20 protein-coding genes and 2 pseudogenes are annotated in these 24,314 nt (G+C 72.5%); 20 read left to right on the forward strand and 2 right to left on the reverse strand.

Annotated elements, in window-relative coordinates; all coding sequences use genetic code 11:
• Positions 1-225 precede the first annotated feature (225 nt).
• The 7 genes from GL259_RS20795 to GL259_RS20825 all read left to right on the forward strand — a co-directional run bounded on the left by GL259_RS20795 (position 226) and on the right by GL259_RS20825 (position 8,220).
• The gene (locus GL259_RS20795) at positions 226-1,263 is read left to right on the forward strand and encodes an MraY family glycosyltransferase (RefSeq protein ID WP_159534879.1); all 1,038 of its coding nucleotides are present in this window, start codon (positions 226-228) and stop codon (positions 1,261-1,263) included.
• A gap of 93 nt (positions 1,264-1,356) precedes the next feature.
• Positions 1,357-3,201 (forward strand): molecular chaperone DnaK, encoded by a 1,845-nt coding sequence (gene dnaK / locus GL259_RS20800; RefSeq protein WP_159534880.1) that lies wholly within the window; start codon positions 1,357-1,359, stop codon positions 3,199-3,201.
• Entirely contained in the window at positions 3,198-3,881 is a 684-nt protein-coding gene (gene grpE / locus GL259_RS20805; RefSeq protein ID WP_159534881.1) for a nucleotide exchange factor GrpE, read from the forward strand. The genes dnaK and grpE overlap by 4 nt, the downstream gene beginning before the upstream one ends.
• Positions 3,882-3,917: 36 nt before the next feature.
• Positions 3,918-5,096: a molecular chaperone DnaJ gene (gene dnaJ, locus GL259_RS20810; protein ID WP_159534882.1), complete on the forward strand. Its 1,179-nt coding sequence runs from the start codon at positions 3,918-3,920 to the stop codon at positions 5,094-5,096.
• Between the two features lie 6 nt (positions 5,097-5,102).
• Positions 5,103-5,555, forward strand: a complete 453-nt coding sequence (locus GL259_RS20815) for a helix-turn-helix domain-containing protein (protein WP_159534883.1) — start codon at positions 5,103-5,105, stop codon at positions 5,553-5,555.
• Positions 5,556-5,830: 275 nt separating this feature from the next.
• Positions 5,831-6,937, forward strand: coding sequence for a substrate-binding domain-containing protein (locus GL259_RS20820; protein WP_243762344.1), 1,107 nt, complete (start codon positions 5,831-5,833; stop codon positions 6,935-6,937).
• A 251-nt stretch (positions 6,938-7,188) separates the two neighbouring features.
• A complete protein-coding gene (locus GL259_RS20825) occupies positions 7,189-8,220 on the forward strand; it encodes a helix-turn-helix transcriptional regulator (RefSeq protein WP_159534885.1) in 1,032 nt (343 codons plus the stop codon).
• 29 nt (positions 8,221-8,249) lie between these two features.
• On the opposite strand, the gene GL259_RS20830 is transcribed toward GL259_RS20825, so the two are convergent.
• Positions 8,250-9,260, reverse strand: a complete 1,011-nt coding sequence (locus GL259_RS20830; protein WP_159534886.1) for a helix-turn-helix transcriptional regulator — start codon at positions 9,258-9,260, stop codon at positions 8,250-8,252.
• A 128-nt stretch (positions 9,261-9,388) separates the two neighbouring features.
• Here GL259_RS20830 and GL259_RS20835 point away from each other — a divergent pair, with 128 nt between their 5' ends.
• The 6 genes and pseudogenes from GL259_RS20835 to GL259_RS39350 form a co-directional block, all read left to right on the forward strand.
• The gene (locus GL259_RS20835; protein WP_243762345.1) at positions 9,389-9,604 is read left to right on the forward strand and encodes a hypothetical protein; all 216 of its coding nucleotides are present in this window, start codon (positions 9,389-9,391) and stop codon (positions 9,602-9,604) included.
• Position 9,605: 1 nt separating this feature from the next.
• Positions 9,606-9,941 carry a hypothetical protein gene (locus tag GL259_RS20840; RefSeq protein WP_159534888.1) on the forward strand — a complete coding sequence of 112 codons (336 nt, stop codon included), beginning with the start codon at positions 9,606-9,608 and terminating at the stop codon, positions 9,939-9,941.
• A 291-nt stretch (positions 9,942-10,232) separates the two neighbouring features.
• Complete coding sequence (gene clpB / locus GL259_RS20845) at positions 10,233-12,830, forward strand: ATP-dependent chaperone ClpB (RefSeq protein ID WP_159534889.1); 2,598 nt, start codon at positions 10,233-10,235, stop codon at positions 12,828-12,830.
• 177 nt (positions 12,831-13,007) lie between these two features.
• Positions 13,008-13,538, forward strand: coding sequence for a YbjN domain-containing protein (locus tag GL259_RS20850; RefSeq protein WP_159534890.1), 531 nt, complete (start codon positions 13,008-13,010; stop codon positions 13,536-13,538).
• A 692-nt stretch (positions 13,539-14,230) separates the two neighbouring features.
• Positions 14,231-15,132, forward strand: a pseudogene (locus GL259_RS20860) (hypothetical protein).
• A 571-nt stretch (positions 15,133-15,703) separates the two neighbouring features.
• Positions 15,704-15,838 (forward strand): annotated as a pseudogene (locus GL259_RS39350) (DUF433 domain-containing protein); the annotation flags it as partial.
• Positions 15,839-16,126: 288 nt separating this feature from the next.
• Here GL259_RS39350 and GL259_RS20875 read toward each other — a convergent pair.
• On the reverse strand, positions 16,127-17,320 hold the full coding sequence (locus GL259_RS20875) for a pyridoxal phosphate-dependent aminotransferase (RefSeq protein ID WP_159534891.1): 1,194 nt from the start codon (positions 17,318-17,320) through the stop codon (positions 16,127-16,129).
• Between the two features lie 139 nt (positions 17,321-17,459).
• Here GL259_RS20875 and GL259_RS20880 point away from each other — a divergent pair, with 139 nt between their 5' ends.
• The 7 genes from GL259_RS20880 (at position 17,460) to fbaA (ending at position 24,240) form a co-directional block, all read left to right on the forward strand.
• A complete protein-coding gene (locus GL259_RS20880; RefSeq protein ID WP_159534892.1) occupies positions 17,460-17,786 on the forward strand; it encodes a hypothetical protein in 327 nt (108 codons plus the stop codon).
• Positions 17,787-18,272: 486 nt separating this feature from the next.
• Positions 18,273-18,791, forward strand: a complete 519-nt coding sequence (locus GL259_RS20885; protein WP_166461537.1) for a DUF2617 family protein — start codon at positions 18,273-18,275, stop codon at positions 18,789-18,791.
• Between the two features lie 132 nt (positions 18,792-18,923).
• A complete protein-coding gene (locus GL259_RS20890) occupies positions 18,924-20,588 on the forward strand; it encodes a polyamine aminopropyltransferase (RefSeq protein WP_159534894.1) in 1,665 nt (554 codons plus the stop codon).
• Between the two features lie 85 nt (positions 20,589-20,673).
• The gene (locus tag GL259_RS20895; protein ID WP_159534895.1) at positions 20,674-21,585 is read left to right on the forward strand and encodes an SRPBCC domain-containing protein; all 912 of its coding nucleotides are present in this window, start codon (positions 20,674-20,676) and stop codon (positions 21,583-21,585) included.
• A gap of 105 nt (positions 21,586-21,690) precedes the next feature.
• Positions 21,691-22,479, forward strand: a complete 789-nt coding sequence (locus tag GL259_RS20900) for an aldose 1-epimerase (protein ID WP_159534896.1) — start codon at positions 21,691-21,693, stop codon at positions 22,477-22,479.
• Between the two features lie 10 nt (positions 22,480-22,489).
• Positions 22,490-23,038, forward strand: a complete 549-nt coding sequence (gene pyrE / locus GL259_RS20905; RefSeq protein ID WP_159534897.1) for an orotate phosphoribosyltransferase — start codon at positions 22,490-22,492, stop codon at positions 23,036-23,038.
• A 170-nt stretch (positions 23,039-23,208) separates the two neighbouring features.
• Positions 23,209-24,240, forward strand: a complete 1,032-nt coding sequence (gene fbaA, locus GL259_RS20910) for a class II fructose-bisphosphate aldolase (RefSeq protein ID WP_159534898.1) — start codon at positions 23,209-23,211, stop codon at positions 24,238-24,240.
• Positions 24,241-24,314: the final 74 nt, after the last annotated feature.

Consider the following 24,314-nt stretch of genomic DNA (forward strand, 5'->3'; position numbering starts at 1 on the left):
GGGGCTCCCGTACGGCTTCCCCGAGATTACTAAGCGGTAACTTATGCAGTCTGTTCGAGAGTACCCCCATCCTCGGCCGCACTGTAGCCGGGCACGGGGTGATCTGAGTCGCTGAGGGTTGCCTGAGAAGGCGCCCCGGCGCCACCCGGGTGATGCCCGGATGGCACCTGGGGCGCGATCGTGTTATTCGCGCTCAATCAGTACATACGCTCCTAACTTATATCCGTGCTCTACGGGATCGTCGCCACCGCCATCGCCCTGCTCCTCGCCGCCCTGCTCGCGCAACTGCTCCGGTCGCCCGCCCTGCGCCTCGGCGTCCTGGACCGCAGACGCCGGCGGGCGGTTCCGCTGTCCGGGGGAGCGGCCGTCGCGCTGGCGACCTGCCTGGTCGCGGCCGCCGGGGACGCGACGGGCGCCGCCCCGCTCGGCACCGGGGTCGGGGCGCTGCTCGCCGCCGGGGCCTGCGTCGGCGCGCTCGGGCTGGCCGCGGACGTGTGGCGGCTGCGGTGGTGGATCCCGCTCGCCGGCACGGCCGTGGCGGCGGCGCTGGTGGTGCCGTACGAGGAGACCGGGGTGCCGGGCGGGCTGCTCGCCGTGGGGTGGGTCGTGGGCCTCGCCGCCGCCTTCCGGGGGCTCGACCACGCGGACGGGCTGGCCGGCACGGTGGGGGTGGTGACCGCGTTCGGGACGGCGGCCTGCGCGGCGGCCGGGCTGATGGACGGGATCGCGGTGCTGCTGGGCGTGCTGGCCGCCGCGCAGGCCGGGTTCCTCGTCCACAACTGGCATCCCGCGCGGGTCGCCCTCGGCTGGTGCGGTGCGCTGTTCACGGGGTTCGTGCTCGCCTCGGCGGCGGTGTTCGTGCGGGCCGGGCACGGGGCGGGCGCGAGCGCCGGGGTGCTGTTCGCGCTGACCGCCGTGGCGTGCGCCGACGTCGTGCTCGTGTTCCTCGCGCGGTGGCCGGCCCGGCGGCCCCTGGTGTGCGGCGGGCCGGACCACCTCGGGCACCGGCTGCGGCGGCTCGGGCTCGCCCCGCGCGCGGTGACCCTCCTGCTGGGCGTCGGTGCGCTGGGCGGGGTACTCGCCGGGGTGTGCGCGCACACCGGATGGGCGTCCGGGGGTGTGGTGCTGTGGGTGGTGGCGGCGGCCGCGGTGGCCGTCCTGGCGCTGGTGCGGGTTCCCGTCACCCCCGTTCTGCCGCCTCGTCAACGATCTTCCACCGCGTCCCCGCAGGTCAGCGAGCGGTTGCGTGTAAGGAGCGGATAAGAGTTGAGTCAAGTCGACTCAGCTCTGTTGACCCTGCGCCGGACGTCGGGCATGCTTGAGTCCGTTCCACTCAAGTCAGCTGGAGGAATCGAAATGGCACGTGCGGTCGGCATCGACCTGGGCACGACTAACTCCGTCGTCAGCGTTCTGGAGGGCGGCGAGCCCACCGTCATCACCAACGCCGAGGGCGCCAGGACCACGCCTTCCGTCGTCGCCTTCGCCAAGAACGGTGAGGTGCTGGTCGGCGAGGTGGCCAAGCGCCAGGCCGTGACCAACGTCGACAGGACCATCCGGTCGGTCAAGCGTCACATGGGCACCGACTGGAAGATCGAGCTCGACGGGAAGCCCTTCAACCCGCAGCAGATCAGCGCCTTCGTGCTGCAGAAGCTGAAGCGGGACGCCGAGGCCTACCTGGGCGAGAAGGTGACCGACGCGGTCATCACCGTCCCGGCGTACTTCAACGACGCCGAGCGCCAGGCCACCAAGGAGGCCGGTGAGATCGCCGGTCTGAACGTGCTGCGCATCGTCAACGAGCCGACGGCCGCCGCCCTGGCGTACGGCCTCGACAAGGACGACCAGACCATCCTCGTCTTCGACCTCGGTGGCGGTACCTTCGACGTCTCCCTGCTGGAGATCGGCGACGGTGTCGTCGAGGTGAAGGCCACCAACGGTGACAACCACCTCGGTGGTGACGACTGGGACCAGCGCGTCGTCGACTACCTGGTCAAGCAGTTCCAGTCCGGGCACGGCGTGGACCTGTCCAAGGACAAGATGGCGCTGCAGCGTCTGCGCGAGGCCGCCGAGAAGGCGAAGATCGAGCTGTCCTCGTCCACCGAGACCTCGATCAACCTCCCCTACATCACCGCCTCCGCCGAGGGCCCCCTGCACCTCGACGAGAAGCTCACCCGTGCCCAGTTCCAGCAGCTGACCGCGGACCTGCTGGAGCGCTGCAAGACGCCGTTCCACAACGTCATCAAGGACGCCGGCATCTCCGTCAACGAGATCGACCACGTCGTCCTGGTCGGCGGTTCCACCCGCATGCCCGCCGTCGCCGAGCTCGTCAAGGAGCTGACCGGCGGCAAGGAGGCCAACAAGGGCGTGAACCCGGACGAGGTCGTCGCCATCGGCGCCTCGCTCCAGGCCGGTGTCCTCAAGGGCGAGGTCAAGGACGTCCTGCTGCTCGACGTCACCCCGCTGTCCCTCGGCATCGAGACCAAGGGCGGCATCATGACCAAGCTGATCGAGCGCAACACCACGATCCCGACCAAGCGCTCGGAGATCTTCACCACGGCCGAGGACAACCAGCCGTCGGTGCAGATCCAGGTCTACCAGGGCGAGCGCGAGATCGCGGCGTACAACAAGAAGCTCGGCATGTTCGAGCTGACCGGTCTGCCGCCGGCGCCGCGCGGCGTCCCGCAGATCGAGGTCTCCTTCGACATCGACGCCAACGGCATCATGCACGTGACCGCGAAGGACCTGGGCACGGGCAAGGAGCAGAAGATGACCGTCACCGGCGGCTCCTCGCTGCCGAAGGACGAGGTCGACCGCATGCGCGAGGAGGCCGAGCGCTACGCGGAGGAGGACCACAAGCGCCGCGAGGCCGCCGAGACCCGCAACCAGGGCGAGCAGCTCGTCTACCAGACCGAGAAGTTCCTCAGCGACAACGCGGACAAGGTCCCCGGTGAGATCAAGACCGAGGTCGAGGCCGCCGTCGCCGAGCTGAAGGAGAAGCTCAAGGGCGAGGACACCGCCGAGATCCGCACCGCCACGGAGAAGGTCGCGGCCGTCTCCCAGAAGCTGGGCCAGGCCATGTACGCCGACGCCCAGGGTGCCCAGGCGGCCGGTGGCGCCTCCGCCGGTGCCGGCGAGGCCAAGGCCGACGACGACGTCGTCGACGCCGAGATCGTCGACGAGGACCGCAAGGACGGTGCGGCGTGACCGAGGAGACCCCGGGCTTCGACGAGCAGTCGCAGCAGCCCGACGTCCCCTCCGGCGCCCCTTCCGACGACGCCGAGCCGGCGGCCGCCCCCACCCCCTCCGCGGAGGAGGCGGCGGCCCCGGCCGGGGACACGGACCAGAACGCGGCCCTGGTGGCCCAGCTGGACCAGGCACGCACGGCGCTCGGTGAGCGCACGGGAGACCTCCAGCGCCTCCAGGCCGAGTTCCAGAACTACCGCCGGCGGGTCGAGCGCGACCGGGTCGCGGTCAAGGAGATCGCCGTCGCGAACCTCCTGACCGAGCTCCTGCCCGTGCTCGACGACATCGGCCGCGCGCGGGAACACGGCGAACTGGTCGGCGGGTTCAAGTCCGTCGCCGAGTCGCTGGAGACGACCGTGGCGAAGATGGGCCTGCAGCAGTTCGGCAAGGAGGGCGAGCCCTTCGACCCGACGATCCACGAGGCCCTGATGCACTCCTACGCCCCGGACGTCACCGAGACGACGTGCGTGGCGATCCTGCAGCCCGGGTACCGCATCGGCGAGCGCACCATCCGCCCCGCGCGGGTGGCCGTGGCCGAACCGCAGCCCGGCGCGCAGACGGTCAAGCCGGCCGAGGAGAACACCGAGGCGACGGCGGAACCGGCGGAGAACAAGGAGAACGGTGGCCCGGAGGAGGGCTGACGTAATAGCTGACGCAGGGAAGGAGGGACGTCGGGGATGAGCACCAAGGACTTCATCGAGAAGGACTACTACAAGGTCCTCGGCGTCCCCAAGGACGCCACCGAGGCCGAGATCAAGAAGGCGTACCGGAAGCTCGCCCGCGAGTACCACCCGGACGCCAACAAGGGCAACGCCAAGGCGGAGGAGCGGTTCAAGGAGATCTCCGAGGCGAACGACGTCCTCGGCGACCCCAAGAAGCGCAAGGAGTACGACGAGGCCCGCGCGCTCTTCGGCAACGGCGGTTTCCGCCCGGGGCCGGGCGCGGGCGGCGGCTCCTTCAACTTCGACCTGAGCGACCTCTTCGGGGGTCAGGCCGGCGGCCAGGGCGCGGCCGGCGGCTTCGGCGGCGGTCTCGGTGACGTCTTCGGGGGCCTGTTCAACCGCGGCGGCGCGGGCACCACGCGTACCCAGCCCAGGCGCGGCCAGGACATCGAGTCCGAGGTCACCCTCAGCTTCACCGAGGCGATCGAGGGCGCGACCGTCCCGCTGCGGATGTCCTCGCAGGCGGCCTGCAAGGCCTGTTCGGGCACCGGCGACAAGAACGGCACACCACGCGTGTGCCCGACCTGCGTCGGCACCGGGCAGGTGGCGCGGGGCTCCGGCGGCGGCTTCTCGCTCACCGACCCCTGCCCCGACTGCAAGGGCCGCGGTCTGATCGCGGAGGACCCCTGCGACGTCTGCAAGGGCAGCGGCCGGGCCAAGTCCTCGCGGACGATGCAGGTGCGCATCCCCGCGGGCGTCAGCGACGGCCAGCGGATCCGGCTGCGGGGCAAGGGCGCACCGGGCGAGCGGGGCGGCCCGGCGGGCGACCTGTACGTCGTCGTGCACGTGGGCACCCACCCGGTGTTCGGCCGCAAGGGCGACAACCTCACCGTCACCGTCCCCGTCACCTACCCCGAGGCGGCCCTCGGCGGCGAGGTCCGGGTCCCGACGCTCGGCGGTCCCCCGGTCACGCTGAAGCTGCCGCCGGGCACGCCCAACGGCCGCACCATGCGGGCGCGGGGCAAGGGCGCGGTCCGCAAGGACGGCACCCGCGGGGATCTGCTGGTCACCGTCGAGGTGAGTGTTCCCAAGGACCTGTCGGGGAAGGCTCGTGACGCGCTGGAGGCGTATCGCGAGGCCACCGCGGGCGAGGACCCGCGGGCGGAGCTGTTCCAGGCCGCGAAGGGAGCTTGATTGCAGATGGACGGCCGTCGACGCAACCCGTACGAACTGACCCAGGACACCCCGGTCTACGTCATTTCGGTGGCGGCCCAGCTCTCCGGCCTGCACCCGCAGACACTGCGCCAGTACGACCGTCTGGGGCTCGTGTCGCCGGACCGCACCGCCGGCCGGGGCCGCCGCTACTCGGCCCGCGACATCGAACTGCTCCGCCAGGTGCAGCAGCTGTCGCAGGACGAGGGCATCAACCTGGCCGGGATCAAGCGCATCATCGAACTGGAGAACCAGGTCGCCGCCCTCCAGGCCCGCGTGGCCGAACTGGAGGACGCCCTCGACGGCGCGGCGGCGGCGATGCGGCAGCGCGAGGCGGCGGTGCACGCCTCGTACCGCCGCGACCTGGTGCCGTACCAGGAGGTGCAGCAGACCAGCGCGCTGGTGGTGTGGCGGCCGAAGCGGCAGCAGCAGGCGGACTGACGCGGAAGCGAAGTACCGCGAGGGGCCCGGGAGTTCACCGAACTCCCGGGCCCCTCGCGGTGTGCGCGCCCATGTCTGTGAGGGGTGTATGCGGGAGGGTCCGGCAGATCCCCGCCGGTCGTCCGCGCGTCCTCCACGAGTTCGGCGCATTGTGATGTGTCCATCTCGTTAAGTGGTCGCTCTTGACTGAAGTGGTACTGGAAGCGTTGGCTTTTCAGTCACATGGGCCACAAAGTTGTGCCCACGTCCGGAACGCACCTGAAGTGAGCCCTCGCATGCGTCGTATCGCCATATCCGTGGCCGCCACATCGATGTCCGTCATGCTCGCCGGATGCGGCGTGCTCAACGCGACGGGGAGCAGCGACGACGCGAGCCCGACCAAGGGGGACGACATCACCGTCGGGCTGCTGCTCCCGGAGAAGGCCAACACCCGGTACGAGACGTTCGACTACCCCATCTTCAAGAAGAAGGTGGAGTCCCTCACCCAGGACCGGGGCAAGGTCGAGTACGCCAACGCCGAGGCGGACGCCGACAAGCAGGCGAGCCAGCTGCAGCAGATGATCGACAGCGAGGTCGACGTCATCGTGCTGGACGCGGTCGACGCGCACGCCATCGCGGACGGCGTGCAGAAGGCCAAGGACGCGGGCATCCCGGTCATCGCCTACGACCGGCTGGCCGAGGGCCCGATCGACGCGTACATCTCCTTCGACAACGAGCTGGTCGGCGAGGTCCAGGGCCGCACCCTGCTGGAGTCCTTCGGGGGCGGCGCCAGCATCACCGACAAGATCGTGATGATGAACGGCTCGCCGACCGACCCGAACGCCAAGCAGTTCAAGGCGGGTGCGCTCTCCGAGCTCAAGGGCAAGGTGACGATCGCCAGGTCCTACGACACCAAGGACTGGAAGCCGGAGAACGCCCAGGCCAACATGACCGAGGCGATCAACGCGATCGGCGCGGGGAACATCGCCGCGGTCTACTCCGCCAACGACGGCATGGCGGGCGGCATCGTCCAGGCGCTCAAGGCCGCCGGTGTCACCGAGCTGCCCCCGATCACCGGTCAGGACGCGGAACTCGCGGCGGTGCAGCGGATCATCGCCGGCGAGCAGTACATGAGCGTGTACAAGTCCTACCCGGAAGAGGCCGAGAGCGCCGCGGAGATGGCCGTGGCGAAGGTCCAGGGCCGGGACATCCAGTTCGACTCGCTGACCCGCGACCGGGTGGACAGCCCCACGCACAAGGACATCCCGGCGCAGCTCGTGCCCGTGGTCGCGCTGACGCAGGAGAACATCCAGGACACCGTCATCGCCGACGGGATCTACGAGGTGCCGGACATCTGCACCGCCAAGTACAAGGCGGCGTGCGCCGAACTCGGCCTGAAGTAGCCCCCGGACCGCCTCTCCCGGGTCGTCCCTCCCGCGCCGCCGGTCCCCGGCCGGCGGCGCGCGCCGCCGGCCGTCGGTATCCGGCCACCCCCTCCGCAGGTTTGTCGCGACATCACGACCCGGGGCGCGGAAATAGCCGGACACACCGGTGGTTTCCGGCGGTCGCACCGGGAGGACCCGTGTTGCGGAGCCGGTTTCGGCCGCGCATAGTTGCGCTGCGGAAAGTGGCTCAACCGGGGGTGGGACGGGCGATGGCCGGGCACGGGACGGACGAGCATCCACACGGTGCTGACCGACTGTGCGAGGCCGGGGATCGGGTGTATTCCCGGGCCGTACGGCGCGGACGCGTGCCGCGCCGGGACGCGGAGCCGGTGCCCTGCCTGATGGAACTGGCCCTGCTGCACCCGGACCCCGACGACATGGACTGGCTGGTCCCGACCGCCCCGCAGGAGGTCATGACCCGGCTGCTGCGCGGCATGTACGACGAGATCAGCGCGAGCCAGCGCCGGGTCGGCTCGGCCGTCGCCGCCTTCGAGTGGTACGCCGGTCTGGGCCGCCAGATGCCCTCGACCCCCTCGGCGGCGGAGGGCCCGGCGATCCGGGTGCTGGACGGGCTGGCGCGGATCCAGGCGGCGATGGACGAGGCGACGCGGGCCTGCACCACCGAGGTGCTCACCGTCCAGCCCGGTGGCATCCGGCGCGAGGCGGAGCTGTCGGAGGGCCTGCACCGGGCGACGGAGCTGCGCGGCCGCGGGGTGCGGATGCGGGACCTGTACACGCACGTGGCCCGGCACGGCCAGGGGCTGCTCACCTACCTGGAGCTGATGGGCGACGCGGTGGAGGCGCGCACCCTGGACGAGGTGATCGAGCGGCTGATCCTGTTCGACCGCACGGTCGCCTTCATCCCCGCCAACGCCGAGCGCACGATGGCGCTGGAGCTGCGGCACCCGGCGCTGGTGGAGTACCTGGGCACGGTCTTCGAGCGCCTGTGGCGGCTCGCCATCCCGCTGACCGCCCCGCTGCCCGACACCGGCATCGAGGGCATCTCGCACCGCGAGCAGTCCATCGCGGCGCTGCTGGCCGAGGGCCACCAGGACGCGGTGATCGCGGAGCGGCTGGGCATCAGCGTGCGCACCTGCCGCGCGCACATCGCCCGGCTGTCGGAGACGCTGGGCGCGGCCAGCCGCACCCAGCTGGGCGTCCGCATCGCGCAGGCCGGCCTGGACGGCGCGCGCCGGTCGGCGGTCGCCCTTCCCGGCCGGGAGTCCCCGAGCGCCCGGTGAGGCGGCCGGGCCGGGCCCCGGTTCCCGGCTCACGGGTTCTGCTCGAGGATCCCCGACTGCGCGATGAGGTACCCCAGCTGGGCGCGGCTGCCGCTGCCGAGGGCGGAGGCGAGTTTGGCTATGTGGGCGCGGCAGGTGCGCACGTTCATGCCCAGCCGGCGCGCTATGGCCTCGTCGACGTGCCCCTCGACCAGGAGCTTGGCGATGGAGTGCTGGATCTCGGTGATGCCGTCGGAGGCGGCTCCGTACGGCGCGCCGGCGCTCATCGGGACCGCGCGGTCCCACAGGTACTCGAAGACCTTGACGAGGTAGCGCACGAGCCCGGGGTGGCGCAGTTCGAGGGCGACCTGGTGGTCGTCGCGCGCGGGGATGAACGCGACGGCCTCGTCGCAGATGATCAGCCGTTCCACCAGCTCGTCGATCGTGCGGTACTCCACCTTCCCGTCGGAGAGCCGGGCGACGTAGGACAGCTTCTCCGGGTTGTAGCGGGCGGTGTGCTGGTAGAGGCTCCGGACCTTCACACCACGTTCGATCAGCGGCTTGTCGCGCTCGAGGCTCCGCAGGAGGCTCCGCTCGGAGACCCGGTCGCTGGGCTGGACCGTCAGGAGCTCCGTCTGGCACTGGGCGGTCGCGATGTTGAGCGCCGCGTTGATCCGCTCACCGCCCTCCAGCACGGTGATGGAGTCGCTGGTGGCCGCGGTCTGCACGCCCAGCGCCAGGAACGGTTCGAAGGCGTCGGCGAGTTGCACGGACAGGCGCCGGTGCTCGGTGATCTCCTGCTCGATGGGCTGGAGGCGCTGTGCCAGCGCGACCGCCGGCGGCACGGGACGCAGCCAGGTCGGATCGTCCGGATCCGGGTGCAGGAGGGCCAGTTCGAGGAGACAGGGAGCGGTTCCGGTGTCCGCGCGCGCGACGCGCCCGGCGCGCAGCGCTGTGGTATAGAGACGACTGCCTTCCTCGCAGAGTTCGGTGATCGGGTGGGGATGTGCGCCCTTAGTCCGATGAGTACCCAAATCTCCACCCCCCAGGGTCCTGAACATGCAGGAACATGATGCACCGATTGTGTGGCCATGACGTGCCTGAATGAGCCATCGTCGTACTCGACGGGGGAAAAGGGGACCTTCAAGTGAGGACGAAGCCGACTATGCGCAACAAAATGCTTCGCTCGGTGCTTGTCGCCGCCTTCTCCACCGTTGTGGCCCTCGGCGCGATGAGCGGCTTCTCCGACGAGGAGGACGTCGTCCGGGCGAACACGCAGTGGCCGGCGGTGGCCGCGGACACCGCGGGCACCGACAACACCCAGTGGCCCTCGGTGGGCGCGAACGCCGCGGGCACCGACAACACCCAGTGGCCCGTCCCTGGGGCGGACGGAGCCGGGAGCTGACGTGACCACTCCACCCGACGACCGATCCTTCCGCCGTGAGATGGCCACCGCCTACCGGTCCGGATGGCACTTCATCGACCTGGTCACCGCCATTCCCCACAACGGGGACTCGCTGATGGTGACCGTGTTCGGTGAGCCGGTCGTCGTCACGCGGGACGAGGACGGAGACGTACGGGCGTTCCGTTGCCTGCGGCGGCCCAGGGGGGCGCCGCAGCCCGTACGGTGCGCCATCCGGTACGGAATGATCTTTGTGAACCTCGACCAGCGGGACCATCGGCAGGTGGAGTCCGACTCCCCCGTGCCCCGGACCGTCTCGGCCACCCCCCGCAGTGCCTGACGCGATTCCCCCGTCGTAACAGATCGCGCAGGTGCTTCCCCCCGCAGCGGCGTCACCGTGACCTGAACACGGTGACGCCGCTGCAGTTTTCCCGCACATGTCCGGGTATCGGCCCGATCGCGTGATGGCCGGTAATGGCCCTCCGCCGGGTGTGCGGCGACCGTTCCGCGGAACTCGGCCGCTCCCTTCCTCCTGCCTTCGCCTTGAGTGGAATAGACTCAAGTTTGTGTACGCTGACAGAGTCAGCCACGAAAGGCGCTGAAGGGTCGCCGCAAGGAGGAGAACGCGAACGTGGACGCCGAGCTGACCAACCGGAGCCGGGACGCGCTGGCCGCCGCCGGCAACCGGGCCGTGACCGACGGGCACCCCGACCTCACCCCCGCGCACCTGCTGCTGGCCCTGCTCCAGGGCCAGGACAACGAGAACATCACGGACCTGCTCGCCGCGGTCGACGCCGACCAGGCGGCCGTGCGCTCCGGAGCCGAGCGCGTCCTCGGCGGACTGCCGAGCGTGACCGGGTCCACCGTCGCGCCGCCCCAGCCCAACCGCGAGCTGCTCGCGGTCGTCGCGGACGCCCAGTCCCGCGCCCGCGACCTGGGCGACGAGTACCTCTCCACCGAGCACCTCCTCATCGGCATCGCCGCCAAGGGCGGAGCGGCCGGCGAGGTACTGTCCCGGCAGGGCGCCACCGCGAAGAAGCTGCAGGACGCCTTCCAGAAGGCGAGAGGAGCACGCCGGGTGACCACCGCCGACCCCGAGGGCCAGTACAAGGCCCTGGAGAAGTTCGGCACCGACCTCACCGCCGCCGCCCGCGAGGGCGGGCTCGACCCCGTCATCGGACGGGACCAGGAGATCCGGCGGGTCGTGCAGGTGCTGAGCCGCCGCACCAAGAACAACCCCGTCCTCATCGGCGAGCCCGGCGTCGGCAAGACCGCCGTCGTCGAGGGGCTCGCCCAGCGGATCGTCAAGGGCGACGTGCCCGAGTCGCTGAAGGACAAGCGGCTCGTCGCGCTCGACCTGGGCGCGATGGTCGCCGGGGCCAAGTACCGCGGCGAGTTCGAGGAGCGGCTGAAGACCGTCCTCGCCGAGATCAAGGCCTCCGACGGGCAGGTCATCACCTTCATCGACGAGCTGCACACGGTCGTCGGCGCGGGCGCCGGCGGCGACTCGGCGATGGACGCCGGCAACATGCTGAAGCCGATGCTCGCCCGCGGCGAGCTGCGCATGGTCGGCGCCACCACCCTCGACGAGTACCGCGAGCGGATCGAGAAGGACCCGGCGCTGGAGCGGCGCTTCCAGCAGGTGCTGGTCGCCGAGCCGACCGTCGAGGACTCCATCGCCATCCTGCGCGGGCTCAAGGGCCGCTACGAGGCCCACCACAAGGTCCAGATCGCCGACAGCGCGCTGGTGGCGGCGGCCACCCTCTCCGACCGCTACATCACCTCCCGCTTCCTGCCCGACAAGGCCATCGACCTGGTCGACGAGGCGGCCTCCCGGCTCCGCATGGAGATCGACTCCTCGCCCGTCGAGATCGACGAACTCCAGCGCGCCGTCGACCGGTTGAGGATGGAGGAGCTGGCCCTCGACAAGGAGACCGACGCCGCCTCGCGCGAGCGCCTGGACAAGCTGCGCCGCGACCTCGCCGACAAGGAGGAGGAACTGCGCGGCCTGAACGCCCGCTGGGAGAAGGAGAAGCAGTCCCTCAACCGCGTCGGTGAGCTCAAGGAGAAGCTCGACGGCCTGCGCGGCCAGGCCGAACGCGCCCAGCGTGACGGCGACTTCGACACCGCCTCCAAGCTCCTCTACGGCGAGATCCCGGCCCTGGAGCGCGACCTGGAGGCCGCCTCCGAGGCCGAGGAGGAGGTCGCCCGGGACACCATGGTCAAGGAGGAGGTCGGCGCCGACGACATCGCGGACGTCGTCGCCTCCTGGACCGGCATCCCCGCCGGCCGCCTGCTGGAGGGCGAGACGCAGAAGCTGCTGCGCATGGAGGACGAGCTCGGCAAGCGGCTGATCGGCCAGACCGAGGCCGTGCGGGCCGTCTCCGACGCGGTACGGCGCTCGCGGGCCGGCATCGCCGACCCGGACCGCCCGACCGGCTCCTTCCTCTTCCTCGGCCCGACCGGCGTCGGCAAGACCGAACTCGCCAAGGCGCTCGCCGACTTCCTCTTCGACGACGAGCGGGCCATGGTCCGCATCGACATGAGCGAGTACGGCGAGAAGCACTCGGTCGCCCGCCTGGTCGGCGCGCCCCCCGGCTACGTCGGCTACGAGGAGGGCGGCCAGCTCACCGAGGCGGTGCGGCGGCGGCCGTACAGCGTGGTGCTCCTGGACGAGGTGGAGAAGGCCCACCCCGAGGTCTTCGACATCCTGCTCCAGGTGCTGGACGACGGCCGGCTCACCGACGGCCAGGGCCGCACGGTCGACTTCCGCAACACCATCCTGATCCTCACCTCCAACCTGGGCAGCCAGTACCTGGTCGACCCGTTGACCACCGAGGCGGAGAAGAAGGAGCAGGTGCTGGAGGTGGTGCGGTCCTCCTTCAAGCCGGAGTTCCTCAACCGCCTCGACGACCTGGTGGTCTTCTCCGCGCTGACCAAGCCCGAGCTGGAGCGCATCGCGAAGCTCCAGATCGACCGCCTCGCCAAGCGGCTCGCCGAGCGCCGGCTCACCCTGGAGATCACCGACGAGGCCCTGGCCTGGCTGGCGGAGGAGGGCCTGGACCCGGCCTACGGCGCCCGCCCGCTGCGCCGCCTGGTCCAGACGGCCATCGGCGACCGGCTCGCCAAGGAGATCCTCTCCGGCGAGATCAAGGACGGCGACACGGTCCGCGTGGACCGCTTCGGCGAGGACCTGCTGGTGGGACCGGCGGCCGCGAAGTCGCTCTGAGTCACCGGATCCGGGTCCCGGGCCCGCCGTCCCGCGAGGACGGTGGGCCCGCCCTCCGACGGGTACCCGCAGATTGACCGGATCGAGTCAGCCCAGGGCTGACAGGCCCGTCGGGGCTTGCCACCCCCCTCCCCGCATGGGGGAGGATGGCGGGATCCGTACGAAGGGAAAATCACGGTGAGCATCGACCCGTCCTCGATTCCGAACTTCGGGGGCCAGCCCGAGCCGCAGCCCCAAGGACCGGCGGGCCCCGTCGTCCCGGATCAGGACCTCGTGAAGCAGCTCCTCGACCAGATGGAGCTCAAGTACGTCGTCGACGACGAGGGTGACCTCGCGGCGCCGTGGGAGCAGTTCCGCACCTACTTCATGTTCCGTGGGGAGGGTGACCAGCAGATCTTCTCCGTGCGGACGTTCTACGACCGGCCGCACCAGATCGACGAGAAGCCGCAGCTGCTCGAGTCCGTCGACGACTGGAACCGGCGCACCCTGTGGCCCAAGGTCTACACCCACACCCATGACGACGGCACCGTCCGTCTCATCGGTGAGGCCCAGATGCTGATCGGCATGGGCGTCAGCCTGGAGCACTTCGTCTCGTCGACGGTCAGCTGGGTGCGGGCCGCCATCGAGTTCGACAAGTGGCTCGTCGAGCAGCTCGGCCTGGAGAAGGAGATCAACGAGGCGGACAAGCCCGAGGACGACGAGGAGTAGCCGTCCCCCGGCGGCCACCGCCGAACGCGGCGACGCGACGGGTACCGGCGGGTACGCGCCGCTCGCGGGAGGAGCCCGGCCCGGACACCGGCCGCACCGCGGTCGGCTGCGGGGGCCGGGCTCTCCCATGACGTCGCCCGCCCCGCAGCGGCGGGCGCGGCACCTGCGTCATCGCAGCCTTCGGCCGGTCGGCTCCCGCAGCGGCACCACGTGACCGGGACGTCGTCCTCGGTGGCTTCGTGGACCGGTCGGTGTACGGGGTCGCGGTGCGCGACGGCTACGCCACCGACCGGCGGATTCCTGCCGAGGCGTCGTCCCCGTGCGTGACAGCGAGGCCCCGCACGGCCCGGTGCTGTGCTTCGAAACCGCCTCCCGGGCCTCCTCCACGGGCGAGCCGAGGACCGGGCACCGCCGTTCCCGAGTCGGCCGGGGCCCGGTCACCGGCCGTCTTCCGGGCCGACCGGGCCCCTGTCCGCGACGGGCCGGTCAGCCACTGACCCCCCGAAGGACCGGGAGAAAGAACCACCCGCCCACCCACCCTCCCCGACCGCGTCACCCGTCCGGGTGACCGGCTTGCGGGGGCGGGACACGGACGGTTACGTTCGCCGCGACAACCGCAAACAGATACGGCCCCCGGCCGGGACGGCAATCCCGAACGAGGGCCTGACCGATCAGGAAGAAGCACCTTCCCGATGGCTGACCCGCAGTCTAACGCGCGCCTGCGCGCCGACGCCGGAGCTCCGACCTCCGGGGTGATCCACGTCCGCACCCGGCTCACCGCCGACTTCACCGTGATCTCCAACGCCCTCGCCCAGCGGCGCGGCAGCGCGGTCGCGGTCGGCGTCGCGGTCTACATCCTCCCGCTGCCCACCGGCACCCCCGTGACCATCGCCGCCCTGTGCGCGCACTTCACCGAGGGCGAGATCCTGATCTCGCGGGCGCTCAGGGAGCTGGAGGCCGCCGGGTACCTGGAGCGCCGCCGCGAGCGCCTGCCCTCGGGGCGGATCCGCACCCGGACGTACTTCCACGACGTCCCCGGCGGCACCCTCCACCCGGGCCCGGACGGGCCCCTGGACCGCCGAAGCCGTCCCCGCCCCGGAAGCCGCCCGCGGCCGAGCGCGCCACGTCCTCTCCGGCGGCCGTCACGGAAGCGGCGCCCGCTCCCGCCGCGGACCGGCCGCAGGAGCCGGCGTCACTCTCCGACGCGGACCCGCAGGCGGTCACCGTCCTGGCCTCCCTCCGCCGCGTCGATCCGCGTCTCGTCCTGTCCGAGCGGGAGGCCGTGCGTCTGGCACCGGCCGTCACCGCGTGGCTGGCGGCCGGTGTCGCCCCCTCCCGGATCATCACGGAGATCACGACCCGACTTCCCGAACGCCTCCTGACCCGTCCGGCGGGCATCCTCGCCTTCCGCCTCCGGGAGACGCCCCTGCCCGCACCGCCCCCGACCCCGTTCCCGCCGGGTTCCGGCCACCCGGCCGTACCGCCCTTCCAGACCTGTGACGGTTGCGAGCGCGCCTTCCGCGCACCGGAACCCGGGCCCTGTCGGGACTGCCGGGGCCGTCTCGCCGGGGGTCTTGTCCGTGCGGCCTGCTGAGCCGACGGGCGGGTGTGCGACCGGTCACCGGACGGGAGGCTCGATGTGCGACGGTGCGAAATCCGGCAGCGGACCCGGATGCAGGAGGCGGAGCATGGCCGACCGGTTCAGGGACGGACTTCTGACTCCTGCGGAAACAGCCCCTCACCTCCAGATTCCGCAGTCGACGCTCATCTCGTGGCTGAGGAGCAGGGCCGCCGGGGCGCCGCTGGTCCACCAGGGGGAGCCGTTGCGCAAGGGGCAGCCCCCGGTGCCGTTCATCGCGGTGGCCTAGGCGCACGTCCTCCGTTCCCTGCGCACCCGGGGCTGCGGATGAGCGAGATCAGGGAAGCGGCCGCCGCCGTACGGGACGCCTTCGACACCCCCTACGGCCTCGTCTCGAAGCGGATCGCGACGGACGGCGTGGACATCTTCGTCGAGCACGGGCTGGGGGACCTCCGCAGGGCCCGGGACGGTCAGGCCCCCATCCGCGAGGTGGTCTCCGACCACCTCCGCCACCTGGACCGGGAGCCCGGCGACGACTTCCCCCTCCAGCCTGCGGCTCAGCCAGTACCCGGAACCCGTCCCCGTCGTGATCGATCCGAGGTGCGGTCACGGGAGGCCCGTCGTGGCCGCCAACCGTGTCGCGGTCAAGGCCATCACGGACCTCCGGCAGACCGGGGAGAACGTCGAGGACATCGCCTACGACTTCGACATGACGCCCGAGCAGGTCGATGAGCTGTGCCGGGCCGTGGTGCGCCTTGCCGCCCGAGTTCTTCCTCGACCGCAATCTCGGACGTCGCGTCGCGGAAGGCCTGAAGGCGTGCGGCTGGACCGTTCACCGCATCGGGACGAGGTCCACCGCCTCGCGTTCTTCCTCCGGCGGGTGGTCGGACATCACCGGCACGGGAGACCGGACCCGCCCACAACCCGTCGTCGCCCGACGGGTTCCTTCCGCGGAGCCCCCCGCGACGCGGGCGCTCCCCCTGCCCGTGAGAAGCACCGCCACCCGCGCTCAGCGGGCCCCCAGGCCCTTCAGGCGCCGTGCCGCCTCCTCCAGGACCGGCCGCTGCTTGCAGAACGCGAACCGCACGAAGGGGGCGCCCGCCTCCCGGTGGTCGTAGAAGACCGCCGTGGGGATGGCGACGACCCCCGCGCGCTCGGGCAGGGCGCGGCAGAAGGCGACGCCGTCGCTCTCGCCCAGGGGCCGGATGTCGGCGGTGACGAAGTACGTGCCGGAGGGCCGGTAGACGGTGAGGCCCGCCTCCTCCAGGCCCGCCGCCAGGACGTCCCGCTTGGCCCGCAGGTCGTCCCGCAGGCCGGTGAAGTACGCCTCGGGCAGCGCGAGGGCCTCGGCGACCGCGTACTGGAACGGGCCCGCGGAGACGTACGTCAGGAACTGCTTGGCCGAGCGGACCGCCGTCACCAGCTCCGGCGCGGCCGTCACCCAGCCGACCTTCCAGCCGGTGAAGGAGAAGGTCTTCCCCGCGCTCGAGATGGTCACGGTCCGCTCGCGCATCCCCGGGAAGGTCGCCAGCGGCACGTGCTCGGCCCCGTCGAAGACCAGGTGCTCGTACACCTCGTCGGTGACCACCAGCAGGTCGCGCTCCACGGCCAGCGCGGCGATCGCCGCCAGCTCCTCGCGGGTCAGGACGGTGCCGGTCGGGTTGTGCGGGGTGTTGACCAGCAGCAGGCGGGTGCGGTCGGTGACGGCGTCGCGCAGTTCGTCCAGGTCGAGCCGGAAGCGGCCCTCCCGCGGGCGCAGGGTGACGGGGACGCGCCGGCCGCCCGCCATGGCGATGCAGGCGGCGTAGGAGTCGTAGTACGGCTCGAGGGCGACCACCTCGTCGCCGGGCTCCACCAGGGCGAGCAGGGCGGCGGCGATCGCCTCGGTGGCGCCGGCGGTGACCAGGACCTCGGTGTCGGGGTCGAGGGACAGGCCGTAGCGGCGCCACTGGTGCGCGGCGACGGCGGTGCGCAGCTCGGGGACGCCCGGGCCCGGCGGGTACTGGTTGCCGCGGCCGTCGCGCAGGGCCCGCACGGCCGCCTCCCTGACCTCCTCGGGGCCGTCGGTGTCGGGGAACCCCTGGCCCAGGTTGATGGAGCCCGTCCGCAGGGCCAGGGCGGACATCTCGGCGAAGATCGTCGTCCCGAACTCGGCGAGCCGGCGGTTCAGCAGGGGGCGCGGGCTGGAGGTCATGACGGCCATCCTGCGCCGAAGCTCTGGACTTCCTCAACTCTGCTTTGGGCCGCGCGGGCGGTGGGCATCTCCCGGTCACGCACGTGAGCGAGGCACCCACGGGGGGCTGCTTCGGGGGATCACGGGGGATGGAAGGGAGGGCGACGCCATGGTCGTCGGCATCGTCGTGACTCTGGTCTTCGCACTGTTCGTCGCGCTGGTCGTGACCGCGGCCCGCAGGGCCGCGAGCCGGGCGGCGGTCCGCACCCGGACGGCCGGCGGCCGCGCCGGATCGTCCAGGAGCCGTCGCGACGGCGGTGACAGCGGCGGCAGCGGCGGCGGCAGCGACAGCAGCTGGTGGGCGGGCGGCGGAGCCGTCACCGCGTCCTGCGGCTCGTCGTCCGACAGCGGCTCCGGCGGCTCGTCCTGCGGAGGTGGCTCGTCCTGCGGAGGCGGGTCGTCCTGCGGGGGCGGCGGATGCGGCGGAGGCAGCTGACACGGGGCAGCTCGCCCGCACTGCGGGGACGACGCGTCCGCGGCAGCGGGGTCCGCACCTGGGGCGGGCCCCGCTGCGTTGCCGGGCGGCGGCGGGCGGCGGGCGGCGGGCGGAGGGCGGCGGCCGGCGGGCGGGGGCGGGAGCGACCCGCGGCGGGCAACGGGGGGACGGGTGACGGGCGGCGGTCCGGTCCCGGGCGGGCGGGAGGGCCGGTGCGGCGGACGGGCGCCCGCCGTCACCACGGGGCGCACGCCGGATTGAACAGTTGAGCTGGGGAGTCCCCTACGGGATGGAAAGCCCACGAAGTTGGGTAAAAACGCTGTGGCGGCGCCACCGTTCATGATTCCCTCTCAAACACCGACGCAGCCCTCGGAATCCCTGCGGATCCTTCCTCCGGCGGACCGGGCTGACGGGCCGCACCCCCCGGTGCGGCCGGGGCGTACGGACCCACATCTCCCTCTCCTTGTGCGCTTGCGGAGCCGATCCATGCTCACGACCCTGAACACCGCCTACACCGACACCCGTGCGGCCGACCTCGCCTGGGCCCTGGGGCGCGAGCCGCTTCCCGCGCTGGCCACCCTCGACCTCGAACTGACCGGCGCGAAGCTCCAGTTGAGGCTCCTCGGCGCGTCCCACCAGGTGCTGCTGGAGGAGGAGCGCGGCCTGTGCTCGGAGACGGTGGCGTGCATTCCGGGCAGCAGCACGCCCCTTCCGCTGGGCGTGGCCAAGCGGGTGAACGACTGGGAGTACGAGTTCGCCGCCCGGGTGGAGATCCTCTCCCCGGGCTCCTTCGCGGGCCGTGCGCAGGAGTTGCTCGCGCTGGTCTCCGACCATCCGCAGGGCCTCGCCGGGGTCTTCCCCGGCAGTCCGCACGCGTTCACCGCGATGCTCGCCCAGCACCACGAGGGCCAGGTCCACTGGCGGACCTGGCACGCCTACCCGCAGGACGGTCAGCTGGTGGCGACCCGGACGAAGGTGGGGACGCGCGGGGGAGCGGAGCGGTGAGGGACCGGTGCGCGGAGCCCGCGGTCGCGTGTCCCGGCGGATCCGTCGCCCGTACCGGCATGGGGCGAGCGTAAACAAACACCACACGTGTGGGTGACGATGCGCACCGGAGGCGTGACGTAACGTCGCAGGGTGATCGAACCGCAGGCCCCCGCCCCGCCCGGATCCGCGCAGTCCGGGGACGGGCCGTGCGGCCCCGGCGGCGGCCCCGTGCGGCTGCCCGTGCGGCAGGGCACCGGGCGGTTCCTGGTCCTCGCGGGCGTGTTCGTCTGCGCGGCCTGCGGACTCGTGTACGAGCTCGAACTGGTCGCGCTGGCGACGTACCTGATGGGCGACTCGGTCACCCAGGCGTCCGTCGTGCTGTCCGTGATGGTCTTCGCGATGGGCGTCGGATCCCTGGCCGCGAAACGGCTGTGCCGGCACGCGGCGGCCGGGTTCGGCGCCGTCGAGGCCGTGCTCGCCCTCGTCGGCGGGTGCAGCGCGATGGCCCTGTACGCCGTCTTCGCCTGGACCGGCGACTGGGGCGGCGCCTGGGCGAGCGGCCCGCGCGTCCTGCTGGTCGCCTTCTCCCTCGCCACCGGACTGCTGATCGGCGCCGAGGTCCCGCTGCTGATGGAGCTGATCCAGCGGATCCGCCGGCAGGACGCGGGCGGTGCGGTGGCCGACCTGTTCGCCGCGGACTACGTCGGCGCGCTCGTCGGCGGCCTCGCCTTCCCCTTCCTCCTCCTGCCGTTCCTCGGCCAGCTGACCGGCGCGCTGATCACCGGCGCCGTCAACGCCGCCGTCGGCGGCGCGCTGGTGCTCGGCCTCTTCCGGCAGGACCTCACCCGCCGCGCCCGTCTGCTGCTGGTGGTCACCAACACCTGCGTGCTCACCGTCCTCGCCTCGGCCGCCGTCCTCGTCGACGACTTCGAACACGCCGCCCGGCACGCCCTGTACGGCCCGGACGTGCGGGTGGCGCTGCAGACCGGCGTCCAGGAGGTGGTGCTCACCGGCGGCCGGGACGGCCGGCCGCTGGACCTGTACCTCGACGGGCGGCTGCGGATCAGCGGCCGGGACGCGCCGCGGTACCACGAGGCCCTGGTGCACCCCGCGATGGCCGGGCCGCACGCCCGCGTGCTCGTCCTCGGCGGCGGCGACGGGCTGGCCGCCCGCGAGGTGCTGCGCCATCCCGGCGCGCACCGGGTCGACGTCGTCGGGGTCGACGCGGGCGTGGTGCGGCTGGCCCGACGCGACCCGGCGCTGTCCGCGCTGAACGGGCACGCCCTCGACGACCCCCGCGTGCGCGTGAGCGCCGAGGACGCCTTCGACTGGCTGCGCGGGGCGCCCCCGGCGGCGTACGACGTGGTCGTCTCGGACCTGCCGCACCCCGGGGTCACCACCAGCACCAAGCTGTACTCGCAGGAGTTCTACGGCCTGGCCCGGCGCGTCCTGAAACCCGGCGGGCGGCTCGTGGTGCACGGCGGCCCGGTGGCGTCCCGCCCCCACGACTTCTGGACGGTGGAGACGACCGTGCGCGCGGCCGGTTTCCGCACCGCCCCGTACCGCACGCGCGGCCGGCTCGCCGACGCCGCCGCCGGTCCCGGCCGCATCCCCGCGGACACCGGCCGCGCCCACCGCGACTGGGGCTTCGTCCTGGCCGCCCGCACGGACCCCGAACTGCGCCTCGACCCGTCCGGGCCGCGTCCGCGCACGCTCACCGACGCCTCCCTCGCGGCGGACGCCCGGGCCGCCGCGCGCACCCGCGTGCCCGGCCTGCCGCCGTCCACGCTGGTGCACCCCCGGTACGCCCGCTGAGCCCCTGCCGCCCCGGGCACCGACGCGCCGCGACTTCGCGCCGACGGGGGTACAGCCCGGCGCCGCCTGGGTAGGCTCCGCAACCATGGAGCACGAGGTGTTCGTTCCGGTCGAGGTGGAGCGGCTCAGGGAGGTGCTGGACGACCCCGCGAGGGTCGCCCGGGCGGTGCCCGGGCTCCAGCACGACGCCGGTGCCCCCGACCCCGTCGCCGGCCGGCTGAAGATCCGCGTCGGCGGCCACTCCGTCACCTACCGGGGCGCCCTGCGGGTGTCCGGGCGGGACGACGGTTCCTACGCCGTCGAGGGCGACGCGGCGGAGACCCGCGGCACCGGCTCGGTGAAGCTGGCGCTGCGGCTGCGCCTGCGGGAGGCGGAGGGCGGCACCGTCCTCACCGTCGACGGCACGGCGACGGCCGACGGCCGGATCACGGACCTCCCGGCGGACGCGGTGGCCTCGGCGGTCTCCCGCCTGTGGGACCGTTTCGCGGGGAACCTGGGCACGGTGGCGGCGGATCGGGGGACGGACGCACCCGACGGCGCGGCCCCGGAACCGGCCGGCGCGGCCCCCGGCCCGGAGTCGCCGGAGCTCCTGGCGGCGGGGGACTTCGAACCACGGGCCACCGACGACTTCGAGACCACCCCGGACGCGGACGACGCCCCGCCCCCCGCGCCCCGGCCGGCGGAACCCGCCGAGCCCGCCGAGGAGCCCGCCCCGGACCTCCCCTCCGTCTTCGGCACGGAGGTCCCCCCGCCCGCCCCCGGCCCCGCCGCCGGGGAGGAGGGCGACTCCGTCGCCGAGGCGGCCCACGCCCGGCGGACGATGATCGGCCGCAGCGCCGAGGAGGTGGACCACGCCCCGCCGCGCGGCCGGTACGCCCCCGTCCCGGCCCCCCAGACCGTCTCGCCCCGCAGCCCCCTGCGCTGGGCGGCCCCGGCGGCGGCGTTCGCGGTGGCCTCGGCCGTCGTCGTGGTCAGGGCACTGCGCAGGAGGCACTGAGCGACCGGGCGCACCCGGTGACCGGGCGACGCGGGCGCACCCGGCGGCGCGGGCCGTCCGGCCGGCGCACCCGGGCCCCCTTGATCACCCCAGTAGGGTCGTCATGTGAGTAACGAAGACATCACGCTGACCGCGGGCGACGCGGAGGCGACCGTCCTGCCGGGCAACGGCGGCCGGGTCGGGGGGCTGCGGCTCGGGGGCGTCGAACTGCTGCGGCAGGGGGAGCGCTACGGCTGCTTCCCGATGGTGCCCTGGTGCGGACGGATCCGCGAAGGCCGGTTCCGGGACGGCGCCACCGTGCACCGCATGCCGCTCAACGCGCCGCCGCACGCCATCCACGGCACCGCCCGCGACGCCGCCTGGCGCACCGCCCGCACGAGCGCCGACGAGGCCGTGCTCACGTACGACCTCACGGAGCCGTGGCCCTACTCGGGACGGGTCACCCAGCAGATCGCGCTCACCGCGGACTCCCTGACGCTGACCATGAGCGTGGAGACCTACGAGTCGTCCTTCCCGGCCCAGATCGGCTGGCACCCGTGGTTCAACCGCACCCTCGGCGGCGCGGACGTGCGCCTGGACTTCGCGCCCGCCTGGCAGGAGGAGCGCGGCGAGGACCACCTGCCCACCGGCCACCGGACCGGCCCGAAGCCGGGCCCCTGGGACGACTGCTTCGGCATGCCCGGCGGCGTCGACGTCACCCTCACCTGGCCGGGGCAGCTGGAGCTGAGGGTGACCAGCCGCGAGGAGTGGGTCGTGGTCTACGACGAGCAGCGCGAGGCCGTGTGCGTGGAGCCGCAGACCGGCCCGCCCGACGGCCTGAACACCCACCCGCGCCTGGTCACCCCGCTGGAACCGCTGGAGGCCTCGACGACCTGGACCTGGACCCGCCTCTAAGCTGGCTGCCATGAGTGACGTACGCGGCGCGCTGCTGCAGCAGATCAAGGACAAGGCCGTGGTGCACGGCAAGGTGACCCTCTCCTCCGGTCTGGAGGCCGACTACTACGTCGACCTGCGCCGCATCACCCTCGACGGCGAGGCCGCCCCGCTGGTCGGCCAGGTGCTGCTGGACCTGACCGAGGAGCTGGACTTCGACGCGGTCGGCGGCCTGACCATGGGCGCCGACCCGGTGGCCGCCGCCATGCTGCACGCCGCCGCCGCGCGCGGCCGCAGGCTCGACGCCTTCGTGGTCCGCAAGGCCGCCAAGGCGCACGGGCTCCAGCGGCGCGTCGAGGGCCCGGCCATCGAGGGCCGCCGGGTGCTGGTCGTCGAGGACACCTCCACCACCGGCGGCTCCCCGCTCACCGCCGTCGAGGCCGTGCGCGAGGCGGGCGCCGAGGTCGTGGCCGTCGCGACCATCGTCGACCGGGCCACCGGTGCCGCCGAGAAGATCCGGGAGGGCGCCGGGGTGCCGTACCTGTTCGCGTACTCCAAGGACGAGCTCGGTCTCGACTGACGCTCCCGCGCGCACCGGCCCGGCAACACCCGACATAACGACTTGACCTGCGCAGTCGACCAGCCGGACAAGTCTGGGAAGATAAGGCCGACAATGACGTCGCTTCCAAGGTTCCAGGTCAGGGCCGACAGCACGCAGCACGCCAACCCGCAACGCTAAGGAGCGGACAGATGCCCATCGCAACTCCCGAGGTCTACAACGAGATGCTGGACCGGGCGAAGGCGGAGAAGTTCGCCTACCCGGCCATCAACGTCACCTCGTCCCAGACCCTGCACGCGGCACTGCGCGGCTTCGCCGAGGCGGAGAGCGACGGCATCGTCCAGATCTCGACGGGCGGTGCCGAGTTCCTGGGCGGCCAGCACAACAAGGACATGGTGACGGGCGCGGTCGCCCTGGCCGAGTTCGCGCACATCGTCGCCGAGAAGTACGACGTCAACATCGCCCTGCACACGGACCACTGCCCGAAGGACAAGCTCGACGGCTACGTCCGTCCGCTGCTCGCGGTCTCCGAGGAGCGCGTCAAGGCCGGCCGCAACCCGCTGTTCCAGTCCCACATGTGGGACGGCTCCGCGGAGACCCTGGCCGACAACCTGGCCATCGCCCAGGAGCTCCTCGAGCGGGCCCGCGCCGCGAAGATCATCCTCGAGGTCGAGATCACCCCGACCGGCGGCGAGGAGGACGGCGTCTCGCACGAGATCAACGACTCCCTGTACACCACGGTCGACGACGCGGTCCGCACCGCCGAGGCCCTCGGCCTCGGCGACAAGGGCCGCTACCTGCTGGCCGCGTCCTTCGGCAACGTGCACGGCGTGTACAAGCCGGGCAACGTCGTCCTGCGTCCCGAGCTGCTGAAGGAGCTCAACGAGGGCGTCGCCGCCAAGTACGGCAAGCCGGCCGGCTCCCAGCCGTTCGACTTCGTCTTCCACGGCGGCTCCGGCTCCACCGAGGAGGAGATCCTCACCGCGCTGGAGAACGGCGTCGTGAAGATGAACATCGACACCGACACCCAGTACGCCTTCACCCGCCCGGTCGCCGACCACATGTTCAGGAACTACGACGGCGTCCTGAAGGTCGACGGCGAGGTCGGCAACAAGAAGACCTACGACCCGCGCACCTGGGGCAAGCTGGCCGAGGCGTCGATGTCCGCCCGCGTCGTCGAGGCCTGCCGCCACCTGCGCTCCACGGGCACCCGGATCAAGTAAGGCGCTCGCGGGCGGCGCGGGCCGTCCGCGGGCGACGAGGAGCCCGGCACCCGTCGCGGTGCCGGGCTCCCCGC

The sequence above is a fragment of the Streptomyces sp. Tu 3180 genome (assembly GCF_009852415.1).
Lineage (GTDB): Bacteria > Actinomycetota > Actinomycetes > Streptomycetales > Streptomycetaceae > Streptomyces.

Bases quoted from the DNA above. Each gene is read 5' to 3' on its own strand.
- dnaK (WP_159534880.1), top strand. From the start codon at position 1,357: ATGGCACGTGCGGTCGGCATCGACCTGGGCACGACTAACTCCGTCGTC.
- dnaJ (WP_159534882.1), top strand. From the start codon at position 3,918: ATGAGCACCAAGGACTTCATCGAGAAGGACTACTACAAGGTCCTCGGC.
- GL259_RS20815 (WP_159534883.1), top strand. From the start codon at position 5,103: ATGGACGGCCGTCGACGCAACCCGTACGAACTGACCCAGGACACCCCG.
- GL259_RS20820 (WP_243762344.1), top strand. From the start codon at position 5,831: ATGCGTCGTATCGCCATATCCGTGGCCGCCACATCGATGTCCGTCATG.
- GL259_RS20825 (WP_159534885.1), top strand. From the start codon at position 7,189: ATGGCCGGGCACGGGACGGACGAGCATCCACACGGTGCTGACCGACTG.
- GL259_RS20830 (WP_159534886.1), bottom strand. From the start codon at position 9,260: ATGTTCAGGACCCTGGGGGGTGGAGATTTGGGTACTCATCGGACTAAG.
- GL259_RS20875 (WP_159534891.1), bottom strand. From the start codon at position 17,320: ATGGCCGTCATGACCTCCAGCCCGCGCCCCCTGCTGAACCGCCGGCTC.
- GL259_RS20880 (WP_159534892.1), top strand. From the start codon at position 17,460: ATGGTCGTCGGCATCGTCGTGACTCTGGTCTTCGCACTGTTCGTCGCG.
- GL259_RS20885 (WP_166461537.1), top strand. From the start codon at position 18,273: ATGCTCACGACCCTGAACACCGCCTACACCGACACCCGTGCGGCCGAC.
- GL259_RS20895 (WP_159534895.1), top strand. From the start codon at position 20,674: ATGGAGCACGAGGTGTTCGTTCCGGTCGAGGTGGAGCGGCTCAGGGAG.
- pyrE (WP_159534897.1), top strand. From the start codon at position 22,490: ATGAGTGACGTACGCGGCGCGCTGCTGCAGCAGATCAAGGACAAGGCC.
- fbaA (WP_159534898.1), top strand. From the start codon at position 23,209: ATGCCCATCGCAACTCCCGAGGTCTACAACGAGATGCTGGACCGGGCG.